Source organism: Aeromonas sp. HMWF017 (assembly GCF_003061465.1).
Classification (GTDB): Bacteria; Pseudomonadota; Gammaproteobacteria; order Enterobacterales; family Aeromonadaceae; genus Aeromonas; species Aeromonas veronii.
The window spans coordinates 1,825-18,960 of sequence record NZ_QAJD01000179.1; the positions used below are offsets into that span (position 1 = coordinate 1,825).

General features: G+C 57.9%; 15 protein-coding genes and 1 pseudogene. 14 read left to right on the forward strand and 2 right to left on the reverse strand.

Going from position 1 to position 17,136, the window contains the following annotated elements; translation table 11 throughout:
• Positions 1 to 2,201, reverse strand: a 2,201-nt coding sequence (gene glnD / locus DBR30_RS20120) for a [protein-PII] uridylyltransferase (protein WP_258224527.1), incomplete at its 3' end; no start/stop codon positions are given.
• 85 nt (positions 2,202 to 2,286) lie between these two features.
• Positions 2,287 to 3,075, reverse strand: a complete 789-nt coding sequence (gene map / locus DBR30_RS20125) for a type I methionyl aminopeptidase (protein WP_005338579.1) — start codon at positions 3,073 to 3,075, stop codon at positions 2,287 to 2,289.
• A 371-nt stretch (positions 3,076 to 3,446) separates the two neighbouring features.
• Here map and rpsB point away from each other — a divergent pair, with 371 nt between their 5' ends.
• From rpsB to lpxB, 14 genes and pseudogenes are all read left to right on the forward strand, one after another.
• Positions 3,447 to 4,175 carry a 30S ribosomal protein S2 gene (rpsB, locus tag DBR30_RS20130; protein ID WP_005303470.1) on the forward strand — a complete coding sequence of 243 codons (729 nt, stop codon included), beginning with the start codon at positions 3,447 to 3,449 and terminating at the stop codon, positions 4,173 to 4,175.
• Positions 4,176 to 4,279: 104 nt separating this feature from the next.
• Positions 4,280 to 5,161 (forward strand): translation elongation factor Ts, encoded by an 882-nt coding sequence (gene tsf / locus DBR30_RS20135; protein ID WP_005338578.1) that lies wholly within the window; start codon positions 4,280 to 4,282, stop codon positions 5,159 to 5,161.
• 71 nt (positions 5,162 to 5,232) lie between these two features.
• On the forward strand, positions 5,233 to 5,967 hold the full coding sequence (gene pyrH / locus DBR30_RS20140; RefSeq protein WP_005338577.1) for a UMP kinase: 735 nt from the start codon (positions 5,233 to 5,235) through the stop codon (positions 5,965 to 5,967).
• A 100-nt stretch (positions 5,968 to 6,067) separates the two neighbouring features.
• Positions 6,068 to 6,625: a ribosome recycling factor gene (frr, locus tag DBR30_RS20145; protein WP_033137948.1), complete on the forward strand. Its 558-nt coding sequence runs from the start codon at positions 6,068 to 6,070 to the stop codon at positions 6,623 to 6,625.
• Positions 6,626 to 6,697: 72 nt separating this feature from the next.
• Positions 6,698 to 7,474 carry a polyprenyl diphosphate synthase gene (gene uppS / locus DBR30_RS20150; protein WP_005338574.1) on the forward strand — a complete coding sequence of 259 codons (777 nt, stop codon included), beginning with the start codon at positions 6,698 to 6,700 and terminating at the stop codon, positions 7,472 to 7,474.
• A 27-nt stretch (positions 7,475 to 7,501) separates the two neighbouring features.
• The gene (locus DBR30_RS20155; protein ID WP_108539940.1) at positions 7,502 to 8,359 is read left to right on the forward strand and encodes a phosphatidate cytidylyltransferase; all 858 of its coding nucleotides are present in this window, start codon (positions 7,502 to 7,504) and stop codon (positions 8,357 to 8,359) included.
• A complete protein-coding gene (gene ispC, locus DBR30_RS20160) occupies positions 8,359 to 9,555 on the forward strand; it encodes a 1-deoxy-D-xylulose-5-phosphate reductoisomerase (RefSeq protein WP_108539943.1) in 1,197 nt (398 codons plus the stop codon). Before DBR30_RS20155 ends, ispC begins: the two co-directional genes overlap by 1 nt.
• Complete coding sequence (rseP, locus tag DBR30_RS20165; protein ID WP_108539945.1) at positions 9,555 to 10,907, forward strand: sigma E protease regulator RseP; 1,353 nt, start codon at positions 9,555 to 9,557, stop codon at positions 10,905 to 10,907. Before ispC ends, rseP begins: the two co-directional genes overlap by 1 nt.
• A gap of 34 nt (positions 10,908 to 10,941) precedes the next feature.
• Positions 10,942 to 13,473: an outer membrane protein assembly factor BamA gene (bamA, locus tag DBR30_RS20170; protein ID WP_021229212.1), complete on the forward strand. Its 2,532-nt coding sequence runs from the start codon at positions 10,942 to 10,944 to the stop codon at positions 13,471 to 13,473.
• Positions 13,474 to 13,622: 149 nt separating this feature from the next.
• Positions 13,623 to 14,135, forward strand: coding sequence for an OmpH family outer membrane protein (locus DBR30_RS20175; protein ID WP_005338563.1), 513 nt, complete (start codon positions 13,623 to 13,625; stop codon positions 14,133 to 14,135).
• A gap of 3 nt (positions 14,136 to 14,138) precedes the next feature.
• Positions 14,139 to 15,158, forward strand: coding sequence for a UDP-3-O-(3-hydroxymyristoyl)glucosamine N-acyltransferase (gene lpxD, locus DBR30_RS20180; RefSeq protein ID WP_005338561.1), 1,020 nt, complete (start codon positions 14,139 to 14,141; stop codon positions 15,156 to 15,158).
• 24 nt (positions 15,159 to 15,182) lie between these two features.
• Entirely contained in the window at positions 15,183 to 15,644 is a 462-nt protein-coding gene (gene fabZ, locus DBR30_RS20185) for a 3-hydroxyacyl-ACP dehydratase FabZ (RefSeq protein ID WP_005338559.1), read from the forward strand.
• Between the two features lie 5 nt (positions 15,645 to 15,649).
• Positions 15,650 to 16,441, forward strand: a complete 792-nt coding sequence (gene lpxA / locus DBR30_RS20190; protein ID WP_005338557.1) for an acyl-ACP--UDP-N-acetylglucosamine O-acyltransferase — start codon at positions 15,650 to 15,652, stop codon at positions 16,439 to 16,441.
• Positions 16,434 to 17,136: pseudogene (gene lpxB, locus DBR30_RS22690) on the forward strand (lipid-A-disaccharide synthase); the annotation flags it as partial. The gene lpxA and the pseudogene lpxB, both read left to right, overlap by 8 nt.

The window sequence follows — 17,136 nt, forward strand, 5'->3', positions numbered from 1 at the left end:
AGCACATAGTTGCTGCGCGAGTTCATGATCTGGGCGTCGTGGATGTTGAGGTTCTTCTGATCCAGCGCCGAGGCCACGGTGGCAAACAGATTCGGGGTATCGCGGCAGTAGATAAACACCTCGCTGCCGCCTCGGGTAGGGTGTTTGCCGATGATCACCAGCGGAGCCGGATTGTCGCCATGCTCGATGATGTGGCGGCAGTGCCAGGCGATCTGCTCCGGGCTGTGGCGCAGGAAGTAGTCTGCCTTGAAATCGGCCCAGAGCTGGTTGATCGCTTCTTCCGATACATCCCGTTGCGCCAGCAGCTGCTTGGCCTGACGCTGGTTTTCGCGAATGCGCAGCCGCATGTCGGGCGGGTTCTCCAGCCCCTGGCGCAGCGCCTTCTGGGTCGCGAAGTAGAGCTCCCGCAGCAGGGTGCCCTTCCAGTCGTTCCACAGGGTATCGTTGGTGGCGCAGATATCGGCCACGGTAAGGCAGTAGAGCAGGTCGAGATGCTGCTCGTCGCGCACCTTCTGGGCAAAGTCGGTGACCACGTCGGGATCGTAGATATCGCGGCGCTGGGCGGTAACCGACATCCGCAGGTGATGGCGCACCAGCCAGGCGACCAGTCGGCTCTCGTAGCGATCCAGACCGTGCAGCTGGCAGAACTCCAACGCATCGACGGCGCCGAGCTCCGAGTGATCGCCACGCCGCCCCTTGGCGATATCGTGAAACAGGGCGGCGATGCTGAGCAGCTCCGGTTTGCGCAGCCGGGTGAAGACCTCGTGGCAGAGCGGGTGGCTCTGGCGACTGGCCGGATTGGGAAACTGATGAATGTTCTTGAGCAGCCGATGGGTGTGCTCATCCACCGTGTAGGCGTGGAACATGTCGAACTGCATCTGGCCGACGATGAGGTTCCATTGCGGCAGATAGGCGGCGAGGATGCCGTATTTGTGCATCAGGGTGAGCGGCAGGCCGATGCCGTTGGGGTGGCGCAGCAGCGCCATAAAGAGGCGACGGCAGTCAGGCAAGTCCTGCAACCAGCAGTTGAGTTTGCGGCGCGCCTCGCGCAGTTGGCGCAAGGTGGCCGAGTGGATGCCCGCAATCTCGGGATGCTGGGCCATCTGATAGAAGAGGCGCAGGATGGCGGACGGTTCACGGCTGAACAGCTCCGCATCCACCGCATCGATGAGGCGGCCACGGAGCTGGAACTCGTCGGAGAGGCGGCGCACATCCATGGCGGTGTTGCCGAGGATCGCCTCGTCAAACAGCTGCAGCAGCATCTCGTTGAGCTCGGAGACCCGCCGCACCGTCTGGTAGAAGCGCTTCATCATCTGCTCGACCGGAGCGTTGCCTTCCCCTTCGAACCCCAGCATCTGGGCCACGGTGCGTTGGCGATCGAACAGCAGGCGGTTATCTCCCTTGTTGATGGCCATGTGCAGGGCGAAACGCACCTTCCAGAGAAAATTCTGGCAGTCGAGCAGCTCACGATACTCGGCGCGGTTGAGAAAGCCGTGGCTGGTCATCTCGAACAAGGTAGTGGCGCCAAAGTGGCGGCGGGCGACCCAGGCGAGGGTTTGAATATCCCGCAGGCCGCCCGGATTGCTCTTGAGATCTGGCTCCAGCTTGTAGGCGGTGCCGAGAAACTGCTGGTGCCGCTCCGCCTGCTCCTGGCGCTTGGCGCGAAAGAAGGCTTCGCTCGGCCAGAAGTGCTGGGGGCCGGTGGCCTCTTTCAGTTGCCGGAAGCCCTCCTGGCGACCTGTGATGTAGCGGGCCTCAATGAGGTTGGTTGCGACCGTGATATCAGCGCGCCCCTGCTCGAGGCACTCCGCCACGTTGCGCACCGCCTGACCCACCTCAAGCTTGAGATCCCACAGCAAGGTGATGAACTCGCCGATGCGCAGTCCCAACACCTCGTCCAGTTCATCGCCATCATAGAGGATCAGCAGGTCGATGTCGGAGTGGGGGTGCAGCTCGCCACGGCCATAACCGCCTACCGCGATCAGGGTTAGGTCGCTCTTGTCGAAGCCGAACTTCTGCCACAACCGGCAGAGCAGCTGATCCATGTATTCGGAGCGGGTGGCAACCAGCTCGATGATGTTGTCGCCGGCATCGAAACGGGCGTGCAGCCAGCCGAGAAAGCGGCTCAGGTACTCTTTGCAGTTGTCGCGAGTGAGCTGGTCATCGGGTAACAAATGGGGGGAAAGCAGGCTGGCGTCCATGGCATCTCACACACAGTGGCAGGCAAACGGCTGAAACAGAAGTAAAAACCCCGGCGCTTTGGAAGTTCAGGGCCGGGGTTCGATGTTAGCTGTGTTTGATGAAGCGGTCGATAGTGTCATCGGGGCGCAGGGTGAGCACCTCGCAGCCATCCTCAGTCACCAGCAGGGTGTGTTCCCACTGGGCGGAGTCGCCGCCATCCTTGGTGGTCACGGTCCAGCCATCCTTCGGATTGACCTTGCAGTGATACTTCTTGCTGTTGACCATGGGCTCGATGGTGAAGCACATGCCCGCTTTCAGCTCCAGCTTGCCGCTGTTGCGGTAGTGGAGGATCTGCGGCTCTTCGTGGAACTCGGCACCGATGCCGTGACCGCAGTAGTCACGCACCACGGAGAAACCGGCCTTCTCGACGATGGGTTGAATGACGGCGCCAATCTCGGTAATGCAGGCACCCGGACGTACCTTCTTGATGGCGGCGTAGAGGCTCTCTTGCGCAACCTTGCAGAGCTGGCGGCGCAGCGGGGTGGTCTCGCCCACGATGAACATGGCCGAGGTATCGCCGTGGTAGCCATCCTTGATGACGGTGATATCCAGGTTGATGATGTCGCCATCGCGCAGCTTCTTGTGATTCGGGATACCGTGGCAGATCACATCGTTCACCGAGGTGCAGATGGATTTGGGGAAGCCGTGGTAGTTGAGCGGAGCTGGAACCGCCTGTTGTACGTCGACAATATAGTCGTGGCAGAGGGTGTTCAGTTCGTCAGTGGTGACGCCAGCTTTGACATGGGGCGCAATCATGACCAGCACATCGGCGGCCAATTGGCCGGCAACGCGCATCTTTTCAATCTCTTCCGGTGTCTTGATTTTAATGGACATGGGATCTCTCTTGCGGCCTGCCGCTGGGCCTGCGAGGGCAGACAGGACAGGTAATGAAAAATAGATGCGTTTGCAATCAGGGCAAAATTTTATCCGCAACCCCCGCGTACTTCCAGTGTGATTGTCATCACAACGTCAAATCGGCGTCGCAGCATCCTCTGGCGGGATCCATATTTACACCTGTTTAGGGTGTCGGCCGGTGGTGTCCTGAACAAAGTTATGGTATAAAGCGCGCCGGAATGGGGAACTTGCGTCCCGATTTCATCACCCTTACTTAAACAACACACACACATCGACACATATGCCGGGGTGCCTTAACGGGTCGGTTATATGGGATGTGTGGAGGCCTAACCCCAATACAGAGGTATAAAATGGCTAAAGTTTCTATGCGCGACATGCTGCAAGCCGGCGTTCACTTCGGTCACCAGACTCGTTACTGGAACCCGAAAATGAAATCCTACATCTTCGGTGCCCGCAGCAAAGTTCACATCATCAACCTGGAAAAAACCGTTCCGATGTTTGACGATGCCATGAACTTCATCAGCTCCGTAGCTGCCAAGAAAGGCAAGGTACTGTTCGTTGGTACCAAGCGTGCCGCGTCTGAAGCCGTAAAAGAAGCCGCTGAGCGTTGCGACCAGTTCTATGTAAACCACCGCTGGCTGGGCGGTATGCTGACCAACTGGAAAACCGTTCGTCAGTCTATCAAGCGCCTGAAAGATCTGGAAACCCAGAGCCAAGACGGTACCTTCGACAAGCTGACCAAGAAAGAGGCGCTGATGCGTACTCGCGAAATGGAAAAGCTGGAGAAGAGCCTGGGTGGTATCAAGAACATGGGCGGCCTGCCTGACGTTCTGTTCGTTGTCGATGCCGACCACGAGCATATCGCTATCAAAGAAGCCAATAACCTGGGTATCCCGGTAGTTTCCATCGTTGATACCAACTCCAACCCGGACGGCGTTGACTATGTCATCCCGGGTAACGACGACGCTATCCGTGCCGTACAGCTGTACCTGAATGCTGCTGCTGACACCGTACTGGAAGCTCGCGCTCAGGACATCGTTGTTCAAGCCGAACAAGATGGCTTCGTTGAAGCTGAGTAATTGATAAGGACTGTAAAGCCCTTATTAACCAAGCTGATGTAATTGGTTAGCAGGGGCCCTTGTGGCCCCTGTTTCTTGTCAATTCAAGACCGAGGATACTGGACATGGCTAACGTTACTGCCGCCCTGGTAAAAGAACTGCGCGAGCGCACTGCCGCTGGCATGATGGATTGCAAAAAAGCACTGGAAGAAGCTGCTGGCGATATCGAGCTGGCAATTGAGAACATGCGCAAATCCGGTCAGGCCAAAGCCGCCAAGAAAGCTGGCCGTATCGCCGCTGAAGGCGTTATCTTTGCTCGCACCGAAGGCAACGTTGCCGTCATGATCGAGCTGAACAGCGAAACCGACTTCGTCGCCAAAGATGCCAGCTTCATGGCAATGGGCCAGAAGATCGCTGACATCGCTGCGACCCAGAAAATTGCTGACGTTGACGCGCTGAAAGCCGCTGACTTCGGTAACGGCGAATCCGTCGAGCTGACCATCACCAACCTGATCGCCAAGATCGGTGAGAACATGAACCTGCGTCGCGTGATGCTGGTTGAAGGTGACAACCTGGGTACCTACGTTCACGGTTCCCGCATCGGTGTTATCACCAAGCTGACCGGTGGTTCTGCCGAGCTGGCCAAAGATCTGGCCATGCACGTTGCTGCCAACAGCCCGCAATTCGTCAAGCCTGAAGACGTGTCTGCTGAAGTCGTTGCCAAAGAGCGCGAAATCCAGATCGACATCGCCATCAACTCCGGCAAGCCGAAAGAGATCGCTGAGAAGATGGTTGAAGGCCGCATGAAGAAGTTCACCGGTGAGGTTTCCCTGACTGGTCAACCGTTCGTGAAAGATCCTTCCATGACCGTTGCCGAGCTGCTGAAGAAAGAAGGCGCTGACGTTGTCTCCTTCACCCGTTTCGAAGTGGGCGAAGGCATCGAGAAGCAAGAGACCGATTTCGCTGCTGAAGTTGCAGCCCAAATCGCGGCCGCTCAAAAGGCCTAATCGAACCGGTTTTTCCGTTTCCCCAGACCGCGACTTATGTCGCGGTCTTTATATGACCAGGAATCAGTGACATGAGTACCAATCCCAAACCTGCATACAGACGTGTTCTTCTGAAGTTGAGTGGTGAAGCCCTGCAAGGATCCGAGGGTTTCGGCATTGATCCGGCGGTGCTGGAGCGGATGGCCCAAGAGATCAAAGAACTGGTTGAGTTGGGTGTTCAGGTCGGTCTGGTCATCGGTGGCGGCAACCTGTTCCGTGGTGCCGGTCTTGCCAAAGCGGGCATGAACCGCGTGGTGGGCGACCACATGGGTATGCTGGCAACCGTGATGAACGGTCTGGCCATGCGTGATGCCCTGCATCGTGCTTATGTGAATGCCCGTCTGATGTCTGCCATCTCCCTGCAGGGCGTCTGTGACTCATACAGCTGGGCCGAGGCAATCAGCCAGCTGCGTGCTGGCAAAGTCGTTATCTTCTCTGCCGGTACCGGCAACCCCTTCTTCACTACCGATTCTGCGGCTTGCCTGCGCGGGATCGAGATCGAAGCTGATGTGGTGCTCAAAGCCACCAAGGTTGATGGTGTATACAACGAAGATCCGGTCAAGAATCCGGATGCCGTGCTGTATCATGAACTGAGTTATGATGAAGTTCTTGAAAAAGAGCTCAAGGTGATGGATCTTGCTGCCTTTACCCTGGCACGTGACCATGATCTGCCGATCCGCGTGTTCAACATGAACAAACCGGGTGCTCTGCGCCGGGTTGTCATGGGTGAACCGGAAGGCACTCTGATCCACCACGTTGGTAAATAAGATAAAGTGAGCCACCTGGCGCTCTTATCCTATCCATCACGTCAGTAAATAAGATAGACACGGGCCGTGTAGCGGCTCGTTCGCCAAAAGGAAAACCACTGTGATCAACGAGATTAAAAACGACGCCAAGGACCGTATGGGCAAGAGCGTAGAAGCGCTCAAGACCCAAATGTCCAAGATCCGTACCGGCCGTGCTCACCCGAGCCTGCTCGACGGCATCCAGGTTGAGTATTACGGTGCTGCCACTCCGCTGAAACAGTTGGCCAACGTCGTGGCAGAAGATGCTCGCACCCTCTCCATCTCCATTTTTGACCGCTCCATGATCCAGGCGGTAGAGAAGGCGATCCTGACCTCCGATCTGGGCCTGAATCCGTCCAGCAATGGCCAGACCCTGCGCGTGCCGTTGCCGCCGCTGACCGAAGAGCGTCGTCGTGACCTGACCAAGATCGTCCGTGCCGAAGCGGAAAACGCTCGTGTTGCCGTGCGCAACATCCGTCGTGACGCCAACGCCGACCTGAAAGCGCTGCTGAAGGACAAAGAGATCTCCGAAGACGACGACCGTCGCGCTCAGGAAGAGATCCAGAAACTGACCGACTCCTACGTCAAGCTGGTCGATGAGGCCCTTGCCGTAAAGGAGAAGGAGCTAATGGAAATCTAACCGTCTGAAAGGTATATTACGAGCGCCGTGTAGTGCCCCTGCACGGCGCTTTTGTCTTTGTGGGAGAATTACATGTCGCTTTTGGCTGCGTTGGGTGATTGTGCCAACTCGTCTTTACCCCGTCACGTCGCCATCATCATGGATGGTAACGGTCGCTGGGCCCAGAACCGAGGCAAGATGCGGGTTTATGGCCACAAGGCGGGGGTCAAGTCAGTGCGCGAGGCCGTTACCTTTGCTGCGCGTGCCAAGATCGAGGCATTGACCCTGTTTGCATTCTCCAGCGAGAACTGGCGCCGCCCGGAAGGGGAGGTCAGTGCCTTGATGGAACTGTTCATCACAGTGCTGGGTCGTGAGGTGCAGAAACTGCACAACAACGGGATCCGGCTCAAGGTGATTGGCGATACAGCTCGCTTTAGTGAGCGGTTGCAGGCCAAAATCGCCAAGGCGGAAGCCTTGACCGCCAATAACAAAGGGTTGACCCTGAACATTGCGGCCAACTATGGCGGCCAGTGGGATATCGCTCAGGCGGCCCGCAAGCTGGCCAAAGCGGTCGCGGCCGGTGAACTGGCCGCTGACGACATTGATGAGTCCATGCTGACCCGCGAGGTTTGCATGGCCGATCTGCCACCTGTGGACCTGTTGATCCGTACCGGTGGTGACCATCGCATCAGCAACTTTGTGTTATGGCAGCTCGCCTATGCCGAGCTCTATTTTACCCCGGTATTGTGGCCCGATTTCAACGAGGCCGAGTTCAGTGAGGCGGTTGCCTCTTTCGTTGCCCGCGAGCGTCGCTTCGGTTGCACGGGTGAACAGATACGGGAATTGATCGCCGAGCAGCAGACCGGCTAAACCCCGCTCCCAAGAGAGAGGTTTCTTTTGCTAAAACAACGAATTATTACTGCTTTGATGTTGATCCCCCTGGTGTTGGGGGCGCTCTTCTTTCTGCCATTGAAATTTTTTGCCCTGTTGGCAGCGCTGGTGTTTTTGTTGGCCAGTCGCGAATGGAGCGGGTTTGTCTCTGCTGCTCCGCAGCAATGGTTGCCCATCGTATTTTGTCTGTTGCTCGGTGCCAGCCTCTTTTGGCTGCCGGTGGAGCAACTCTGGACGCCCCACCTGCACCCTCTCGTGATGGGCGTGCTCTGGACCGCGTTAAGCTGGTGGCTGCTGGGTCTGCTGCTGGTGCTGCGTTATCCCCAGAGCGCCAAACTGTGGAAAGAGTCTATCTGGCTCAAGTCGCTGTTTGGTCTGGTGACCCTGGTTCCTTTCTTCTGGTCGCTGGTCGCCATCCGTGGTTACAACTTTTACCATGACCCCATGATGGGGGCCTGGATCCTGTTGTTCGTGATGGGACTGGTCTGGGCGGCAGATTCTGGCGCGTATTTTTTCGGCAAGGCGTTCGGTAAGCACAAGCTGGCACCGGCTGTGAGTCCGGGCAAAACCATCGAAGGAATGTGTGGCGGCCTCTTTACCGCCAGCCTGCTGGCCATCGGCGTTACCTGGTCGATGGGATTTGTTCCTGCCAAGATGATCACCGTGCTGTTTTGCTCTCTGCTGGCGGTGCTTGCCTCCGTACTCGGCGATCTGACCGAGAGCATGTTCAAGCGCGAAGCAGGCATCAAGGACTCCGGCACTCTGCTGCCTGGTCATGGCGGCATTCTTGACCGGATCGACAGCCTGACCGCCGCCCTGCCGGTGTTTCTGCTCAGTTATCTGCTACTCAGTCAGGAGTTTTGATGCACAAGTCACTGGTTATTCTGGGGGCCTCCGGCTCCATCGGTCAGAGTACCTTGAGAGTGCTGCGCCATAACCCGGGCAGTTGGCAAGTGTTGGCGTTGACCGCCGCCCGCAACGTGGATGCCATGTTGCGGGACTGCCTCGAATTCTCCCCCCGTTTTGCCGTGATGGTTGATGAGGATGCCGCCCGTGAACTGGCTGCCCGTCTGAAAGCGCACGGTAGTACAACCCGGGTCATGTCTGGTGCAGCAGCCCTCTGCGAGGTTGCCGCTCACCCCGACGCCCATAGCGTAATGGCCGCCATCGTCGGTGCGGCCGGACTGGCCCCGACCATGGCCGCGGTACGTGCCGGCAAGCGTATTTTGCTGGCCAACAAGGAGGCGCTGGTGATGTCCGGTGCTTTCTTCATGGAGGCTGTGCGCGAGCATGGCGCCGAGCTGCTGCCCATCGACAGCGAACACAATGCCATCTTCCAGTGTCTGCCGACTGCCGTGCAGCGCCAGCCCGGTTTTTGCGATCTGGCTGCGGCGGGGATCAGCAAGATTTTGCTGACTGGTTCCGGCGGCCCGTTCCGTTACACCGAGACCAGCGAGCTGGCCAAGGTGACGCCGGCGCAGGCCATCGCCCATCCCAACTGGTCGATGGGGGCCAAGATTTCGGTCGACTCCGCCACCATGATCAACAAGGGGCTGGAGTACATCGAGGCGCGCTGGCTGTTCAATGCGGCGCCCGAGCAGATCCAGGTGGTGATCCACCCGCAGTCGGTGATCCACTCCATGGTGCAGTACAAGGATGGCTCCGTGCTGGCTCAGCTTGGCAATCCGGATATGTGTACCCCCATCGCCCATGCGCTGGCCTATCCCAATCGCATCCCCTCCAGTGTGGAACCTTTGGATTTCTTCAGTGTCGGAGAGTTCAGCTTTATCCGGCCTGATTATGATCGCTACCCCTGTCTGGCGCTGGCCATCAATGCCTGCCAGAAGGGACAAGCGGCGACCACTGCGCTTAATGCTGCCAACGAGGAGGCGGTTGCCGCCTTCCTGGCCGGGCGCATCGGCTTTATGGATATTGCCCGGATCAACGAGGCCGTGATGCTGGCGCTGGAGAGCAGCGCCGTCGGCTCGCTCGATGATCTGTTTGCCCTGGACGGTGCGGCAAGAGCCCGTGCTCACACTTTGATTGAGGAGCTTGGCTGATGGGCGGTGTGTTGTGGAATATCGGTGCCTTTGTTGTTGCGCTGGGCCTGCTGGTCGCGGTGCACGAGTTTGGTCACTTCTGGGTGGCCCGTCGTTGTGGCGTCAAGGTTGAGCGCTTCTCCATCGGTTTTGGCAAGGCGATCTGGCGCCGGATGGGTAAAGATGGCACCGAATATGTGCTGGCGCTGATCCCCCTCGGTGGTTACGTCAAGATGCTCGATGGCCGGGTCGATGAACTCAAGCCCGGTGACGAGCAGTATGCCTTCAACCACAAGAGTGTCTGGGCGCGGATGGCGATTGTCGCCGCAGGTCCCATGGCCAACTTCGTGTTTGCCCTGTTTGCCCTCTGGCTGATGTTTATCATCGGGGTGCCGAGCATCAAGCCGGTGATCGGTGAAGTGCGTCCGGCCTCCATCGTGGCCGAGGCGGGTGTGCTGCCGGGGGTGGAGATTGTCGGGGTCGGCGATGAGCAGACCGGTGACTGGGAGAGCGTCACTTACGCCCTTATCAGCCATCTGGGTGATGATGCTGTGACTCTCAAGGTGCAGGCACCCAATACCAGCTATGCCACCGATAAAACCTTGTCGCTGACCGGCTGGACCTTCGATCCGGATAAAGAGTCGCCCATTGGCAGCTTGGGGATCGTCCCCCTGAGTGGCAAAGTGCTGCCCGTCGTGGCTGCAGTGGTGGCCAAGAGTGCCAGTGAAAAGGCGGGGCTACAGGTCGGTGACCGTATCAAAAAGGTCGGCGATCAGCCTATTACCGCGTGGGTCCAGTTTGTCGAGCTGGTGCAGCAGGCTCCGGGCGAACCCCTGCAAGTGGTGGTTGAGCGCAACAACAGTGATCTCAACGTGACCCTGACCCCGGATAGCCGCAAGGTGCAGGGCAAGCTGGTAGGATTCGTCGGTCTCTCGCCGCAACTGGTTCCATTACCGGATGAATATCGAATTCTGTTACAGTATGGGCCTTTGCAGGCGCTGTGGCATGGCGCGGACAAAACCTGGAGTCTGATCACGCTCACCTTTGACATGATTGGCAAGTTGATCGGTGGCATCGTGTCGCTGGACAACCTGAGCGGCCCCATCTCCATTGCCAAGGGCGCCGGCAGCAGTGCCGACTATGGTCTGGTCTATTTCTTGAGTTTTCTGGCGCTGATCAGTGTCAACCTGGGGATTATCAATCTGTTCCCCCTGCCGGTGCTCGATGGTGGCCATCTGGTCTATTTCCTGATCGAAGCGGTCACCGGCAAGCCGGTATCAGAGAAAATACAGGAAGTGGGTTTCAGGATCGGCGCCGCCATTCTGATGTTATTGATGGGCATTGCGCTGTTTAACGATTTCGCTCGCCTCTGAGGCCAGAGCATCAACAAGGACACATAAGAACAAAATGGCTGTTAAAAAAGCATTGGTGTTGAGTTGCCTGCTGGGTGCCAGTTTCCTGGCCCAGGCGGCCCCTGCCTCTTTTGTGGTGCAAGATATCCAGGTCGAAGGTCTGCAACGGGTGACCCTGGGTGCCGCACTGTTGAACCTGCCGATCCGAGTCGGTGATACCGTCGACTCCGTGGCTCTGGCCAGCGCCATCAAAAAGCTCTATGCCTCGGGTAACTTCGAGGATGTGAAGGTTTACCGTGACGGCCAGGTGCTGCAAGTGATGGTCAAGGAGCGTCCGACCATCTCCAGCATCGAGTTTGCCGGCAACAAGGATATCAAAGAGGAGCAACTGACCCAGAGTCTGGAGTCCTCCGGTATCCGTGTGGGCGATCCGCTGGATCGCACCGTGCTCACCTCCCTCGAGAAGGGACTGGAAGATTTCTACTATGGCGTGGGTAAATACTCCGCCAAGGTCAAGGCCATCGTCACCCCGTTGCCGCGCAACCGGGTCGACCTCAAGTTCACCTTCGTGGAAGGGGAAGCGGCCAAGATCCAGCAGATCAACATCGTCGGCAACAGCGTCTTCCCTGAAGAGAAGCTGATTGCCCAGCTCTCCCTGCGCGACGAAGTGCCCTGGTGGAACTTCACCGCCGATCAGCGCTATCAGAAGCAGAAACTGGCCGGTGATATCGAGACCCTGCGCTCCTACTACATGGACCGCGGCTATATCCGCTTCCAGCAGGAGTCTACCCAAGTCTCCATGACTCCCGACAAGAAGGGCGTCTACGTCACCCTCAACATCAAGGAAGGGGATCAGTACAAGGTCTCCGGTGTCCAGCTCAAGGGCGACCTGATCGATCGCGGTGGCGAGATGAAGGGATTGATCCCGATCGCTGCCGGCAGCACCTACTCCGCCAGTCAGGTGACTCATACCGAAGAGGTGCTCTCCAAGTTCCTCGGCCGTTACGGCTACGCCTATCCGAAAGTGGTCACTTTCCCGCAGATCAATGACAAAACCAAGGAAGTGGAGCTGATCGTCAACGTTGAGCCTGGCCCCCGTGTCTATGTGCGCAACATCAACTTCAGCGGTAACGCCACCACCGAAGATCAGGTGCTGCGTCGCGAGATGCGCCAGATGGAGGGTACCTGGCTCTCCTCCGACAACATCGAGCAGTCCAAGAGTCGTCTCAACCGTCTTGGCTACTTCGAGAGCGTCGAAGTGGACACCAAGCGGGTGCCGGGCAACGATGACCTGGTTGACCTCGACTTCAAGGTCAAGGAGCAGCCAGCAGGCTCCATCAACGCCGGTATCGGTTACGGTACCGAATCGGGTCTGAGCCTGCAGGCGGGGATCTCCCAAGACAACTTTATGGGTACCGGTAAAAAGGTCTCCATCAACGCCAGCACCAACGACTACTCCAAGAACGTTGACCTGAGCTACAACGACCCCTACTTCACAGTGGATGGTGTCAGCCTGGGTGGTCGGGTCTACTACAACCAGTTCCGCGCCGATGATGCCGATATTGTTGATTACGAGAATGAAACCATCGGTTTCCGTCTCTCCAGCGGCTTCCCGGTCAACGAGTTCAACCGTCTCGACTTCAGCACCGGTATCGAGAGCACCAAGTTGAGCCGTCCGTCATTCAATGCCCAGAACTATCAGGAGTGTCTGAAGGACAATCCGGATACTGATGGCAATACCTACTGCTGGGATCAGTGGAACGATAACCGCCAGTCGGTACAGATGGATCAGTTCTGGAATGCCTATTCACAGGATGGTTCCAACCTCGATTTCGTGACCGTTGATGTCACCGCTGGCTGGACCCGCTCTACCCTGAACAAGGGGATGTTCCCGACTTCTGGCGATCGTCAGCGTATCAACGCCAAGGTGACCGTACCGGGCATGGAGCTGCAGTACTACAAGCTCTCTGCCGAAGATGCCCACTACTTCCCGCTCGATGCGGATCACAGTTGGGTAATGATCGGCAAGGGGCGTGTCTCCTACGGTAACGGCTATGGCGATGACTCCATGCTGCCGTTCTTCGAGAACTACTATGCCGGTGGTTTCGATACGGTACGTGGCTTCAAGAGCAATACCATTGGTCCCAAGGCGATCTACAAGACCTACAACAAGCCGGGTGCTGGCAGTTGCACGGGTTCTCAGCCGTGTGAAACTGGCTACTACGAAGGTTCCGACACCTCGGTAGGCGGTAACGCTCTGGCCGTCGCCTCACTGGAGCTTGTCTTCCCGACCCCGTTCGTCTCCGAGACCTATCGTCCGCAGATCCGTTCAACCGTCTTTATGGACGCAGGTACCGTATGGAGCACTGATTTTGCCAACGGGGCATATCCTTGCGCCGCCGGTTCTGATTGCAACTATCTGAGCCAGGACTACTCCAACCCGGGCAATATCCGGGTCTCTGCCGGTGTCTCCCTGCAGTGGCTCTCGCCGATGGGCCCGCTGGTGTTTGCCTTGGCCAAGCCGATCAAGAAATACGAAGGGGATCGCACCGAAGTCTTCTCCTTCAACATCGGTCGTACTTTCTAAGCAGAGTTTCGCCCCCACCCATGCGGTGGGGGTCTTCAATGATGGGACGCGCGGTATGCGTGCCTCACCAGGTAACAAGACGGTCCTAACGCCGCTTGCATAATCGGGTAAATCAGGTAGCCCTCGCCATGAGGGAACAAGGAGTAAGTGTGAATAAAGCGTTGAAAGTAGCTGGTTTGAGCTTTGCACTGATGGCTGCCGGCATGGGTTCTGCCTTCGCTGAGACCAAGATCGCCGTGGTTGATATGGGCGAAGTCTTCCAAAAGCTGCCCCAGCGTGAAGCCGTTGCAGCCAAGCTGAAAGGTGAATTCGAGCCGCGTATGCGTGAGCTGCAGAAGCTGGAACAGGAAGGCCAGAAGCTGGTCGAGAAGTTCCGCAAGGATGAAGCCTTCATGAGCGCCGAGCAGAAGAAGCAAAACCAGGAGAAGCTGGCCAAGCTGCAGATGGAGTTCAACCAGAAGCGTCAAGCCTTTGAGCAGGACAACGGTCGCCGTCAGTCCGAAGAGCGCAACAAGATCCTGACCAAGGTACAGGCTGCCATCGATTCCATCGCCAAGAGCAATGGTTACGATCTGGTGCTGGAGCGCAATGCCGCCCCGTATGCCGCCAGCAAGCTGGACATCTCCGGCCAGGTTATTTCTCAGGTAAGCAAGAGCAACTAATTGATGGCATTCACTCTCGCACAGCTGGCCCAGCAACTGGGGGCCCAGGTCCATGGCGACGGAACCCTGGAAATCCGCAAGGTAGCGACACTGGAAAAGGCCGGGGAGGGGGATATCACCTTCCTGTCCAACAAAAAGTACCGGCACTATCTGGAGCAGAGCAAGGCGACCGCCGTGCTCATTACAGAAGCGGATCTGCCATTTTGTCCCACCAATGCCCTGGTGCTCAAAGACCCCTATGTGGGCTTTGCCCGGGTAGCCCAACTGCTGGACACTACCCCGCAGCCGGCCACGGATATTCATCCGAGTGCCGTTATCGCGGCTGACGTGCAACTGGGCGAGAGAGTGGCCATCGGCGCCAATGCAGTGATCGAATCCGGCGTCGTGCTGGGTGACGATGTACGCATTGGCCCGGGCTGTTTTGTTGGCAAAAATACCCGGCTGGGAGCCCGCTCCCGGCTGTGGGCCAACGTCACCCTCTATCACAATGTGACCATGGGTACCGACTGTCTGGTTCAATCCGGCACAGTGATCGGCGCCGATGGTTTCGGTTATGCCAACGAGCGTGGCGAGTGGATCAAGATCCCCCAGCTCGGCGGTGTGACCATTGGCAACCGGGTCGAGATCGGTGCCTGTACCACCATTGACCGCGGTGCGCTGGAAGATACCCGCATCGCTGACAACGTCATCATCGACAACCAGTGCCAGATCGCCCACAACGTGGAGATCGGTTACGGCACCGCCGTGGCGGGCTCTACCGTGATGGCTGGTAGTCTCAAGGTCGGCAAATACTGTATCATTGGCGGCGCTTCCGTCTTTAACGGGCATATGGAGATCTGCGACCAGGCCACCGTTACCGGTATGGCCATGGTGATGCGACCCATTACCGAGCCCGGTGTCTACTCTTCCGGCATCCCTCTGCAAACCAATAAAGAGTGGCGCAAGACCGCCGCCCGGGTGATGCGTATCGAAGAGATGCACAAGCGGTTAAGCAAGCTTGAGAAGAAGCTGGATCAAGAATAATCACGATTGGTATAGGGTACTGTTTTGACTACTGAAAAGAAGAGCCTGGGTATCCAGGAAATCATGGATCTGCTGCCCCACCGTTATCCTTTCCTGATGGTGGATCGTGTAGACGACTACGAGATCAGCGATGAGCGCAAAACCCTGCGCGCCATCAAGAACGTCTCGTTCAACGAGCCGATCTTCCAGGGGCACTTCCCGGCCAAGCCGGTGTTCCCAGGCGTACTGATCCTGGAAGCGATGGCACAGGCCACCGGTATCCTGGCCTTTACCATGGTGGGCAAGCCGTCTCCCAACGAACTCTACTATTTTGCCTCAATCGACAACGCTCGCTTCAAGCGCCCGGTCGGCCCCGGTGACCAACTGGTGCTCGACGTGGAGTTCCTGAAAGAGCGTCGCGGTATTGCCAAGTTCACCGGTGTCGCCACCGTCGACGGTGAAGTGGTCTGTACCGCCGAGCTGATGTGCGCCAAACGCGAGGTTTAACACACGTGATCGACCAGACTGCCATCATTCACGATACTGCCATCGTCCATGAGTCTGCCGTGATCGGTAAAGGGGTTGAAATCGGCCCCTTTTCTGTCATCGGCGCCGAGGTGGAAATCGGTGACAACACCTGGGTAGGTTCCCATGTGGTGATCAAGGGCCCGACCAAGATTGGTCGCGGCAACAAGATCTTCCAGCACACCTCCATCGGTGAGGATTGCCAGGACAAGAAGTACGCCGGTGAGCGCACCTTCCTCGAGATTGGCGACAACAACGTCATTCGCGAGAACTGCACCTTCCACCGTGGCACCATTCAGGATCAATCCCTGACCAAGGTGGGCAGCGGCAACCTGTTCATGGTAAACGTTCACGTTGCCCACGACTGCATCATCGGTGACAACTGCATCTTCGCCAACAACGCGACCCTGGCGGGCCACGTGGTGATCGGTGACTTCGTGATCTTTGGTGGTCTCTCCGCCATTCACCAGTTCGGCCGTGTCGGCTCCCACGCCTTCGTCGGTGGCTGCGCCGCTCTGAACAAGGACGTGCCTCCTTACGTGATGGCCGCCGGCAACTACGCCAAGCCGTTCGGGGTCAACTCTGAAGGTCTGCGTCGCCGCGGTTTCAGCGCCGAGGCCATCTCTGCCGTCAAGCGTGCCTACAAAGAGATCTTCCGCTCCGGCAAGACCATCGAAGAGGTGCTGCCGGTGCTGATCGAGATGGCGCAAGCCGAACCGGCCGTCCAGCTCTATGTGGATTTCCTCAAAGATAACGAGCGCGGGATCATCCGTGCCTGATCCGGTTCGTATCGGTATCGTCGCCGGAGAGGTCTCCGGCGACATTCTGGCTGCCGGTCTGGTGCGCGAGCTGCAAGCCCGCTACCCGGATGCGCAGTTCGAAGGGATCGCCGGGCCGCGGATGCAGGCCCTCGGCGTCAAGGCCTTGTTCGAGATGGAAGAGCTCTCCGTCATGGGGATCACCGAGGTGCTTGGCCGTCTGCCGCGCATTCTCAAGGTCCGTCGCGAACTGTTGCGCCACTTTATTGCCAATCCGCCCGATATCTTCATCGGCGTGGATGCACCGGATTTCAATATCGGAGTGGAGCTGAAACTGCGCCGCGCCGGTATCAAGACGGTTCACTATGTCAGCCCCTCGGTGTGGGCCTGGCGCCAGAACCGCATTCACAAGATCAAGGCCGCTACCGACATGGTGCTCGCCTTCCTGCCCTTCGAGAAAGCCTTCTACGACCGCTTCGATGCCCCTTGCCGTTTTGTCGGTCACACCATGGCGGATGATATTCCGTTGGTGCCGGATCAGGCAGCCGTGCGTCGCAATCTCGGTATCGATGCCAACCGCCGCTGGCTGGCAGTGCTGCCGGGCAGCCGCACCGCAGAAGTGGGCTTTATGTCCCCCCTGTTTCTCGAGGCGTGCAAACACCTGACGGTGCGCTATCCGGATCTCGGCTTCATCGTGCCGCTGGTCAACCAGAAAC